The following is a 10,772-nucleotide window of genomic DNA, read 5'->3' as shown; positions in this document are numbered from 1 at the left end:
AGGACGGCTATAGGATTGAGCTATCTTCTTGTCAGTGCAATGCGGGAACCTGTCATGCGGCGTTTTGCTCCTTCAATTATGCGTTATGGGGTTCGGTTGGGGATTACGGCCTCGGTCGGGCTTGCGCTGGCGGGCTGTTCTGGTAGCGATGTTGCGCGCGGCTTTGGCCTGAAGCGTAGTTTGCCGGATGAATATGTGGTCACAACGCGTGCGCCCCTCTCCATGCCCCCATCGGAGAAACTGGCTCTACCGGGTTCTGCCAGTGCGAACCGTCCCGATGAAAGCCCGCGTATGCAAGCTCTTGAGACGCTGGATCCTGATGCGGCCTTGCATCCTAATGCTGGGGCGGATAGTGCAGGCCAAGAAGCCCTTGTAAAGAATGCGGCTACTGCCTCACATGCACCGACTAATGCCGAGCTAGGTGATGCTGATGCAGGCTTTGTGGATAGTCTGCTCTTCTGGCGCGGGGGCCGTGCGGGGAGTGTGGTTGATGGTGAGGCCGAAAATCGCCGCATCCAAAAGGCAGAGGCTTTAGGGCAGAGCTTTACAGAAGGCGCTACGCCTACTTTAAAGAAAAGCGGTAAGAAGTAAGGAGGTTTGCCCTCCTCTCTTACGAGGCCTTCTTACGGGGAAGGGTATATGGCACGGCCTGTAATTCGCCGTTTGTCTGATCATGTTGTGGACCTCATCGCAGCGGGTGAGGTGGTAGAGCGGCCTGCTGCGGCCCTTAAAGAGCTTGTCGAAAATGCGTTAGATGCCGGGGCCACACGGATAGATGTGGCTCTGCGCGGTGGTGGTCGTGACGTTATTGAGGTTGTCGATAATGGTCGGGGGATGGATGCGGAGGAGCTTCCCCTCGCGGTGCAGCGTCATTGTACCTCCAAGTTACCTGATGATAATTTAACAGCCATTCAGACTTTAGGCTTCCGTGGGGAGGCTTTGCCCTCCATTGGGGCGAGTGCCCGCTTATCTTTAGTATCCCGTACGGCAGAGGCAGAGTCCGCATGGGAGTTATCGGTGGAAGGCGGGGTGATGAAAGGCCCCTTCCCCGCGGCAGGCAGCGTAGGGACGCGCGTTGTGGTGCGGGATTTGTTTTTCGCCACACCAGCGCGGCGGAAGTTTCTTAAAACCGTGCGGGTTGAAAGCGGCCATGCTGAGAGTGTCATGCGCCGGATTGCCCTTAGCGCGCCAGAATGTGCCTTTCGCGTTACCTTTGATGGGCGAGAGATTATGAATCTACCGCCGCAAGATATGCCGGGCCGTGTTGCTTCTATTTTAGCGGTGCCTGAGGATAACTTGCTGCATCTGGATGAGCAACGCGGGGCTATGCGGTTAAGCGGCTATTTATGTGGGCCGGGGGAGAGCCGGCGCACGGGGGCAGGGCAATTCATGCTCGTCAATCATCGTCCCGTGGTGGACCCCGTTTTAAGAACAGCGGTGCGCGTTGCTTATAGGCCTGTGATAGAGCGTGGGCGTTTTCCCATTTTCTTATTGCATCTTCAAGTACCGTTAGAGCGTGTGGATGTGAATGTTCATCCCGCTAAAACGGAGCTGCGTTTTGCTGATGAGGCCGAGGTGCGTGGCTTTGTGATTGGGGCGGTAGGCCGTGCCCTTGCGCGTGGGGCAGGTGAAGGCGGTGGGATTCAGGCAGACCTTAGCGTCATTGGTCGCCATGCAGGGCAAGAGGCAGCCCAGTTAAGCCAAAGCCACGCAGTATCCGCTCCCCAGCCACGGTTGGACACTATTCCTGCGCGAGATTTTGGGTTTGGCCCTTCCGTACGGCGTCTAACGCCTCCGCAAGGGGGGCGTAGCCAGCATGGTGAGGGCGTAGCAGAGGGGCAGCGTTCTTACACTACGGCATTTGCTGGGTTGGATGAGCGTGCGATGGCCGTGCAGCCGGATTCATCAGAGTCGCAAACTGTACCGCCTTCTTATCCTCTCGGTGTGCCGATTGGGCAGATTCACGCCACTTATATTCTCTCCATCGCGCCGAATGGGGATTTAATCCTCACCGACCAACATGCCGCGCATGAACGCTTAACGCATGAGCGTTTGCGTGCGCGTTTTGCAGAGGGGGCTATAACCGCACAGGCTCTCCTCATGCCGGAGGTTGTGGACCTCCCTCATGATGAAAGCATAGCCCTTTTGCAGTGCGCGGAGGAGCTTGCCGGTTTGGGGTTAGAGATTGAGGCCTTTGGCAGTGGGAGCATCCTTGTCCGTAGCCTTCCTGCCCCGTTAAGCGGTGGTGATGTTGCCGGGTTGCTGCGCGATGTAGCTGAAGAACTCGCCCAAATGCCCGATTTAGTAGCACGGCAGACGGATAGTTTGGAGTCCCGGTTTGAGGCCATCATGGCGCGGATGGCGTGCCATGGCAGTATTCGGGCCGGGCGCATCCTCAAGCAGGAGGAGATGGAGGCTCTCTTACGGGGGATGGAGCAGCACCCGCGCGCTAATACCTGCCCTCATGGTCGTCCTACATGGTTACGGTTAGACCGCGCAGGGCTAGAGACATTATTCGGCCGGGTAAAATAACGTCCCATCAACAGGCCCCTCACAGTCTTTTGACATATTTTCAGGCAGTTATGGGGCGCACCCTATGGGTTTTAGGCAGAAAAGAGCGGTAAGACTAACGCCACAGAGGTGGGGCCTCTCTTGACTGGAAGGAACCTCCTAAAAGAATGTCTTAAAAAGAGGATGACATGACCGCGATTGTTGATGACCTAAAAACCGTTGTTGGGAAACGTAACGTCCTAACAGCGGAGGGAGCCACTTATGGGTATCGTAAGGGCTTTCGCTTTGGTGATGGCAAGGTGGAAGCGGTCGTGATTCCACGTTCGTTGGTCGAGCTATGGCATGTGGCAACGCTTGCGGTAGCAGCAGGGCGTATCATTTTAATGCAGGCCTCTAATACTGGCCTGACAGGTGGTTCCACCCCCGATGGGGATGATTATGACCGCCCCATCATTCTCATCAGTACAAGGCGATTAAAAGGGATTCAGCTTCTTGGGGAGGGTAAGCAAGTTGTCTGCCTCCCCGGGGCAGACCTCTACGAGCTGGAGGACCGGCTTGCGCCTCTTGGGCGGGAGCCTCATTCAGTGATTGGCTCATCTTGCATCGGGGCTTCTGTCTTGGGTGGGGTGAGTAATAATTCCGGCGGTGCACTCGTCCAGCGGGGGCCGGCCTATACGGAGATGGCCCTTTATGGTCAGGTAGATGCACACGGTAAGCTGCATCTGGTCAATCATCTAGGCATACGCTTCCCCAATGCGCAAACGGCCGAGGAGGTTTTAGAAGCCTTAGAGCATGGCCAATATCATCCAGAGGATGTTGATTGGTCGGGTCAGCAAAAAGCCCATGATGATGATTATGTAACGCGGATTCGGCAGGTCGATGCAGAGACGCCGGGCCGGTATAATGCAGACCCCGGCCGTTTATTTGAGGCCTCTGGCAATGCGGGGAAGTTGATTGTCTTTGCGGTGCGGTTAGATACATTCCCCGCCGCGCAGGAGACAGCCGTATTTTACCTTGGGACAAACCAGACCAAAACGCTGGAAACTGTGCGCCGTGCCTTGTTGACAGAGTTTGAGGAACTTCCCATCGCTGGTGAATATATGCACCGTGATGCTTTTGAGGTCACCGATCATTACGGGCGGGATACTGTGGCGATGATTCGCTATTTGGGGACGAAGCATCTACCTGCGCTATTTCGTGCGAAAGCGTGGGTGGATTCGCTATCTCGCCGGTTTCAGTGGGTGCCTGATGGGTTGAGCGACCGGGTGATGCAGTCTGTAAGTCGTCTTTTGCCCTCGCAAGTCCCCGCGCGTTTAATGGCTTATCATAAACGCTATGAGCATCACCTCATGCTACGGGTGTCAGGCCGTTTGGCGCAGCAGGTGCAGCCATGGTTAGACCGCTTTTTTGCTGAGGGTGGGGAGGGTGAAGGGGCCTTCTTTACCTGTACTGCAGAGGAAGGCAAATTAGCCTTTTTGCATCGTTTTGCCGCAGCCGGGGCGGCTAATCGTTATAATGTCGTCCACGCCCACATGACGGGCGGTATGATGGCTTTGGATATTGCCCTCCGCCGTAATGACTGGGATTGGTTTGAGCAACTCCCCCCAGAGATAGACGATAAATTAGTCATGAAGCTCTATTACGGGCACTTCCTCTGCCATGTCATGCATCAGGATTATGTGGTTAAAGCCGGTGTGGACCCGATGGAGGTGGAAAAAACTATGATGTGGCCTCTGCTCGATAAACGCGGTGCTCGTTATCCTGCTGAGCATAATGTAGGCCATCTCTACCAAGCCCCGCAAAGCATGGTGGAGCATTACCGCAAATTAGACCCTTGTAATTGTCTAAATCCCGGCATTGGCCGTCAGACTAAGCAAAAAAACTGGGTTGCTGAGAGCGTTTAAGGGAAGAAGAACTTTTAGAGAAAATCGTCTTCCCTAAGGGGGATGGGGGTGAGGGTTTCTGGCAGATAGAGCGGATGTTCTGGCCGGTGGCCCTTGCGGCTAAGCCTGAGGGCTGTGACCTCGTACCCCGCGCGCAGTAAGAGCAAAGCAACCTCAGGCCCACGGGCACGGAGTGCTTTGGCTTGTGGCGTGCCATAGGCTAGCACGATGCGCTCTGCATGGGCGGCCATCTCTAAAAGATAATGATTTGTTTCAGGCCCAATAGGGTCTGGGACTTCCAAAAGGCGTTTTTGGTCTGTGCAGCGATACGCAAAGCTATTGCCTACAAACATCCCGCCATAGCCCCATTTACGGCTATAACGCTGGCATTTTGCAACAGAGCGATCATCTCCATATTCTGTGGCGACAGAGGGGTTCATCATCACCCACATAATGAGCGGTTTTGTCTCATCCCACACACGGCGTAGGGTGTAACGGTAGCATTCCCCCGGTCCGTCATAACGGGCTGTGCTGGTGACATCATCCGCCAAACGCAGCGGTTTAGCCGTCCCGACATGATGCGTTGATTTAGCCATAAATCATCTCCAGAGATGGGGAAGGCTTAAAAATGGGCCCCGGGGGGGACTGTTACACAAGGGGAGATGCCATGGAGGCGTCTGCACGCATCGACAGCCTGACTATGGGTAAGATTTGTCAAACGAGCGCGGTAGAGCGTGCCGTGATTTGTGTGTGTTTGCATAATGTGGATGACGGCCTCACCGGCAATGGGGGTGATGCGGGGGCGTAATTTTGTGGCCGTCATATGAGCTTGGTTTTTCCCTGCATAGCTCCCAAGCTGAATGGCCCAATCATGGGTGGATTCCGCCATCATATCTGTAGCGCGTGTACGGCTGGTGGGGGCGTCAGCTAGCGGGATAGAGCGGATGCGGAGCGTATTGGCCTCTGGCCGCGGCTTTGCCCGTTGGGGGGCTGTGTGTTGCAGTGGAGGAGCGACCGGCTCTACCGGTGATGGCGTGAAGCCGCGTGAAGCCCAAGCGGCGCGTATATCCTGCGTCTCCGCAGTTTGGACGGCTTGCTCGGCGATTGGGGCGGCATCAGCCGGTAGGGCAGCCTCTGGATTATAATGGCGGCTCATCCTCGCTGTACGGTCGTGGCGGGCGACAATGAGGTCATTTTGCGAGCGTTGACGTGGCCAAATCCCAACGATTTTAGGCGCAATGGCCGCAACATAATTGCGTGTCTCGCGTGGGAGGGCACGATTTTGGCGGAGATAATGGTCCAAACTTCCGGGGCCATAATTATAGGCCGCTAAAAAGCCCGGGGAGCCATAAATATCATACATTTGGCGGAGATAGGCCGTGCCTGCCAAAATGTTATCGTGCGGGTCGTAAGGGTCGGGGCCGAGATTATATTGGGCGCGGAGATCATCATAAGAGGGAGGCATAATCTGCATTAGCCCCATTGCGCCGGGCGTAGAGGTAATAAAATTGCCCGAACTATCATAAAGATGCCCACCCGATTCTTGATGAATGACAGCGCGAATCCATTCCGTGGGGACATCAAAACGGTTGGAGGCTTCCTCAATATAAGGCCCCCAAGGGTCATCAGGGGGCCCGGGAGGTGTGTAATGTGAGCGCGCATGAGCGCGATAATCAGCTTGTTCCTCCATCACAGGCATGGCCGGTGTGGTTGGGTGGGAGGCACAGGCCGCCAGCAAAGTAGGCAGGAGCAAAGCCAAAAAGAAACGGACCATACGTGCAGGGGCAGCAGCAGTGCAAATCATGGAGGCGTCCAGTGCAAAGGCGGTAAAGGAGGTTTTTTTATCATGAAATTATAAAAAGGGAGATAAATAGGTGCGTTTAGTAAAAATTATGTTAACTTATAAATCTAGCCTTCGCTGCTCTGATTTTCTATAAGGTCGTTAAGACTATGCAGTGTTATGGGTAGTGATGTGTTGAACTTAGAGATTGGGGTATAGAAGGATGTCATATGCCGCGTTGGATGCAGGCCGTGTTGCGAAAGTAGCAGAGCAGGCGTTGCAGACCCTAAAGGCAGAGGAGCCATCTGAAGTGACCCAGCGTAAGACTCTCTTGATAGAGCGGATCCATGCTCTTGCTAAAGCCGCTGCGGAGACAGGGCATCAGGGCACTATCACCCTGACATCAGAAGAGTTTTGGTTGATTTCTAAGAACTGGTAATCATCTTTTAAATAGATCGGCATAGAGTGGTGCGCGATCAAACTATTTCGATAGGGCTTATACGGCTTTAAGGGACGTTAAATAATGAAGTGGTTTTTTGCAATTACAGAGGCAACGCTTTCTAATGACCCGGACCATGGGTTCATAGATTGTATTCGTGTTGCCGTGCGCTCCGCACGTGAGAATACGAACTTGGTGCCACATATGGTCTTTGATGGTAATGAATGTGACTTCACGCGGGAAATGCGGGCTGCGGGTGTGACGGTTATCTTTCACCGTTTGCATTTTTATGACCGCTTATTAGACGCACAGCGTCGCTTAAAGCCGGAATGGCCCAATTACATCCTTACCGCTGCTGGGGCGTTTATGCGCTTGGAGCTGCCCTTGCTGGAGACGGAAGATCAGTATGTTCTTTATACTGATTGCGATGTGATGTTCATGAAGGACCCGCAGCTTGAGTTCTGCAAGCCCGCCATCTTCGCGGCCTGTGGCCAGTTTGGGAAGCAGGATTATTATAGCGACATGAACTCCGGGGTCATGGTGATGAACCTTGAGCGCATGCGTAATGACCTCCCCGCGATGGTGGATTTCTTATGTGAAAATCTTGACCATATTGCAGGATATGACCAAGAACTATTGCGCATCTTCTATAATGCGCATTGGAGTCCGCTATCAGCTCGTTTCAACTGGAAGCCTTATTGGGGTGTGGATGAACGCGCAACGATTGTGCATTTCCACGCCGCTAAGCCTCCGGCCGCGCGTCATTTGCTGGACGACCCTGCTTACCGTGAGCATGACCATGTCTTCCATGCGTGGCGGCATTGGTTCTTCCAAAACCCTGCCGGGTATGGCTATTACGTCCCGCTTTGGGAGTCTCATTTAGAGAAGGCAAAGTCAGATTATAGCCTTGATATGGTTGATGAGTTTGATGCGCTGCGTGCAGAAAGCTAACACTTGTTGCTCTCTATTATAGGGAGTACGGTATGGGGGCTTGCCGGTGAGGTAGGCCCCCTTTTTATGCTTAATCTTTTGTTTGTGGGATGAGCTTTTCGCTCAAAGGGGTGCGTGCGTGGCGTTCTAGCCAACGGCCAAGGGGGCGGGCAATGGTTGGGCCAAGTGTGACAACGGCAATCATGCGTGCGGTCTGCATTGCAATGATAAATGGTAACGCAATGGGGATGTTAGCACTGATGACGATGATGGTATCCAGCCCGCCGGGGCTGGTGGCAAGATAGGCACTGAGCAGGTCAATCTTTGCAAAATAGGCAACGGGAAAGGCTAGTAAAGCACAGACGATAATGAGCGTAAGGGATGAAAGCAGAACAGCGGGAATGGAACGCAGCGCATAGCGTAATACGGGGGCCGTAAAGCGCAGCCCGATAGACCAGCCAATAATAAGATAAGCAGGGATACGCAGCCAGAATGGCGCGCTAATATGTAAAAGATCGCTCAATTGTAGGGCCGTCCCGATGAGGATGGTCAGCAAAAGGGCTAAAGCTGGCATCCGTAATTTGAGGCTGATGAGCGTACTAAGGATGATAAGGCTGAGGGTGGGGAGGAGATTGCCCTGTGTAAGAGGGGGTATCCCAATATCATGATGGGTACGGACAACAACCCATGAGACAAGCGAGGTCGCCACAGCTACCATAATAACGCGGAAATAGAGCATAAAAGCTGTAAGGCGCGCATCTGCTCCAAAGGCCCCACAGAGCATGACCATGGTGGAAGCCGCACCGGGGGAGGTGCCCCAAAGGGCCGTTGTTCCCGGCATGACACCAAACCACGCAAGCCCTGCACCAGTGGCGAAGCTGACTACAATAACCGACAGCACACTAAGGAGGACTAACGCCCAGTGTGAGAAAATATGATGCAGGACAGAGAGCGTAATGCTATTGACCACCACACAAGCAAGAATGGCTTGGGCCATTGTAAAGAATACAGGCTTTACAGTTACGGCACGGCCTTTGAGCGACATAATAATGCCAGCAATCATTGGCCCTAGCATCATCCCCGCTGTGAGATGGAGTAGTAAAAACACCCCAGAGATAAGCGCGGAGAGACTAACAAGCCCTGCCCATCTTAGGCTGTAAGATTTCCATGAGAAGGAAAAACGGCTCACACGCTCAGCCCCTGCTTAGCGGTCAGAATCATCGGTATCGTCTGAATGTTGTGCCGCGGGCTTTTTACGAAATGCGGCTAAGCTGACAACTTCCGCACCTTCGGCAGCGGGGGTAGGTGTATCATCTTTTGCCGCATGATCAGGCTTTTGCTCATGCGGTGTGGGACGGAAATTATGAACCTCCGCTGGGGGAGCTTCTTCCTCATAATGAGGTGTAAAGCGGAGGACGAGATGAATATGTGGGTCGGCAAAGGCTGTAATGGCGGCAAAGGGGATATGCAGCGTACTGGGCACCCCCCCAAAGGAAAGCCCCACAGAGAAAGAGCGCGCACTACGATCCACCGTGAGGTTTTGGAACTGATGTTGCAGCACGATGGTCATTTCCTCTGGGTAGCGTTCTTTCAACGCAGCAGGGATGACAACACCGGGAAATCTGGTGAGGAAGGTCATATAGAAATGATGCTCCCCCGGCAGGCCATGCACACTAATATGCTCTAAAGCTTTGAGCATGACCTCGCGATGCGCTTCTTCAAGCCATGTATCGTAAGGGAGGAGGCTGCTGGGCGGGGTCGGATCGAACCCATCTGGGCCTTTGGTATCATCACTCATGGAGGGACCCTCACCTGTTTCATAAAAAGCTCTCTAGGTGTGCGACAGCTACGATAAAATCGCAAGGGTCGAGCCGTATATTCTTTACGGTTTTGCACATTTAAAAAGGGATGGGTGGGGGGCTTCTGTTGCCCGGTGCCCCCCGGACCGCGCTTATCGCTTATGCAGCAACAGCGAGCACCTCAGAGTTATCGTTGGCACTTGTAAAATTAGCCCGATAACGGCGGTACAATGCCGGGCAAAAAGTAAATCTTTACCATGCGTGTCGAGCCTGTTTCGTCCCCCTAAGCCAACCTAAAAGGTTGATGGTGGAGACGCCGGGCACTGCCCCCGGGTCCACAACACTTATTTCATTTACCGTTTATCGCCATAGCTAAGGCCGAAGCCTCCAGCAGGGGAAGATATACGCTCTCTTAACGCCGATAGCAAGGATAAGAGAGTAGCCTACTGGTTAGGCTTGCAGGAGGGGCAGTTGTAAGGCTACATCAAGGCTTCCGCTAAGCAGGTGAGCAGGAGAGACATCATGGCCCTAACAGACGAGCAACAATCCGAAATTACGGCGTTGCGTGCCTCCCCGCATAAAACGGTTCGTCCTACCGTCCCTGCGATGGAGGAGATTTTGTTTGAGCCTTTCCCGTTGCTGGATCATGGGTTCATCCGGGTTGTGGATTATATGGGCGGCGATTCTGCCGTCGTGCAGGCTGCGCGTGTGTCTTATGGGAAGGGGACGCGTAAAACATCTGAGGATGCGGGGCTGATTCGTTATCTCATGCGGCATCGTCACTCCACACCTTTTGAGATGTGTGAGATTAAGTTCCATGTGAAACTCCCGCTCTTTGTCGCACGGCAGTGGATTCGCCATCGCATGGCCAGCGTGAATGAATATTCCGCGCGTTACTCTGTGTTGGATAAAGAGTTCTATCTCCCAGAGCCTGCTCATATTGCCGCGCAAAGTACGGTGAATCATCAAGGCCGTGGTGAAAGCTTGAGCGCGGAGACAGCACAACAGGTGCTTGCCATTCTCCAACGTGATGCGCTGCAATGTTACGGCGATTATGAGGAGATGCTGGACCCAGAAGGGATGAGCGTAGCGCGGGAGCTTGCCCGTATTAACCTTACCCTCAATACCTATACACAATGGTATTGGAAGATTGATTTGCATAATTTGATGCATTTTCTCGCCTTGCGGGCTGATTCCCACGCGCAATATGAGATTCGCGTTTATGCCCAAAAGATGATCGAGATTCTCAAGGCATGGGTGCCTCATACCGCTCAGGCGTTTGAGGAATATCGCCTAGGGGCTTATAGCTTCTCCGCTGGGATGTTGAAGGTCTTACGCCGCCGTCTTGCTGGTGAGGTCGTCACGCAGGAAAGCTCTGGCCTGACAAAGCGGGAATGGACAGAAATGCAAGCCGTGTTGGAAGGTTGAAG

Annotated in this window: 10 protein-coding genes and 1 other RNA gene; 6 read left to right on the top strand and 5 right to left on the bottom strand. The window is 53.7% G+C overall.

Translation table 11 applies throughout. The annotated features are described in order from the left end of the window. Positions 1–54: 54 nt before the first annotated feature. From GM556_RS07265 to dld, 3 genes are all read left to right on the top strand, one after another. Entirely contained in the window at positions 55–591 is a 537-nt protein-coding gene (locus tag GM556_RS07265; RefSeq protein WP_155579711.1) for a DUF3035 domain-containing protein, read from the top strand. A gap of 48 nt (positions 592–639) precedes the next feature. Beyond that, complete coding sequence (gene mutL, locus GM556_RS07260; protein ID WP_155579686.1) at positions 640–2,532, top strand: DNA mismatch repair endonuclease MutL; 1,893 nt, start codon at positions 640–642, stop codon at positions 2,530–2,532. 167 nt (positions 2,533–2,699) lie between these two features. Beyond that, on the top strand, positions 2,700–4,415 hold the full coding sequence (gene dld, locus GM556_RS07255; protein ID WP_155579685.1) for a D-lactate dehydrogenase: 1,716 nt from the start codon (positions 2,700–2,702) through the stop codon (positions 4,413–4,415). A gap of 14 nt (positions 4,416–4,429) precedes the next feature. Here dld and GM556_RS07250 read toward each other — a convergent pair whose 3' ends face one another. After that, positions 4,430–4,990, bottom strand: a complete 561-nt coding sequence (locus tag GM556_RS07250) for a DUF1643 domain-containing protein (RefSeq protein ID WP_155573883.1) — start codon at positions 4,988–4,990, stop codon at positions 4,430–4,432. A 26-nt stretch (positions 4,991–5,016) separates the two neighbouring features. Continuing rightward, positions 5,017–6,198, bottom strand: a complete 1,182-nt coding sequence (locus GM556_RS07245) for a transglycosylase SLT domain-containing protein (RefSeq protein WP_230873328.1) — start codon at positions 6,196–6,198, stop codon at positions 5,017–5,019. A gap of 199 nt (positions 6,199–6,397) precedes the next feature. Between GM556_RS07245 and GM556_RS07240 the strand changes: the two genes are divergently transcribed. Beyond that, positions 6,398–6,613, top strand: a complete 216-nt coding sequence (locus GM556_RS07240) for a hypothetical protein (protein WP_155573882.1) — start codon at positions 6,398–6,400, stop codon at positions 6,611–6,613. Between the two features lie 84 nt (positions 6,614–6,697). Further along, complete coding sequence (locus GM556_RS07235) at positions 6,698–7,564, top strand: hypothetical protein (protein ID WP_155573881.1); 867 nt, start codon at positions 6,698–6,700, stop codon at positions 7,562–7,564. A 70-nt stretch (positions 7,565–7,634) separates the two neighbouring features. Here GM556_RS07235 and GM556_RS07230 read toward each other — a convergent pair whose 3' ends face one another. From GM556_RS07230 to ssrA, 3 genes are all read right to left on the bottom strand, one after another. Then, entirely contained in the window at positions 7,635–8,732 is a 1,098-nt protein-coding gene (locus tag GM556_RS07230) for an AbrB family transcriptional regulator (protein ID WP_155573880.1), read from the bottom strand. A 15-nt stretch (positions 8,733–8,747) separates the two neighbouring features. Beyond that, positions 8,748–9,341, bottom strand: coding sequence for an SspB family protein (locus GM556_RS07225; RefSeq protein WP_155573879.1), 594 nt, complete (start codon positions 9,339–9,341; stop codon positions 8,748–8,750). Positions 9,342–9,454: 113 nt separating this feature from the next. Then, positions 9,455–9,774, bottom strand: a transfer-messenger RNA (tmRNA) gene (gene ssrA / locus GM556_RS07220). A gap of 90 nt (positions 9,775–9,864) precedes the next feature. Between ssrA and thyX the strand changes: the two genes are divergently transcribed. Beyond that, positions 9,865–10,770, top strand: a complete 906-nt coding sequence (gene thyX, locus GM556_RS07215; RefSeq protein ID WP_155579684.1) for an FAD-dependent thymidylate synthase — start codon at positions 9,865–9,867, stop codon at positions 10,768–10,770. Positions 10,771–10,772 lie beyond the last annotated feature (2 nt).

The organism is Bombella sp. ESL0378 (assembly GCF_009725845.1).
Classification (GTDB): domain Bacteria; phylum Pseudomonadota; class Alphaproteobacteria; order Acetobacterales; family Acetobacteraceae; genus Bombella; species Bombella pollinis.
Note: the sequence above shows the minus strand (reverse complement) of the source record. Positions and strands in the feature narration are given on the sequence as shown.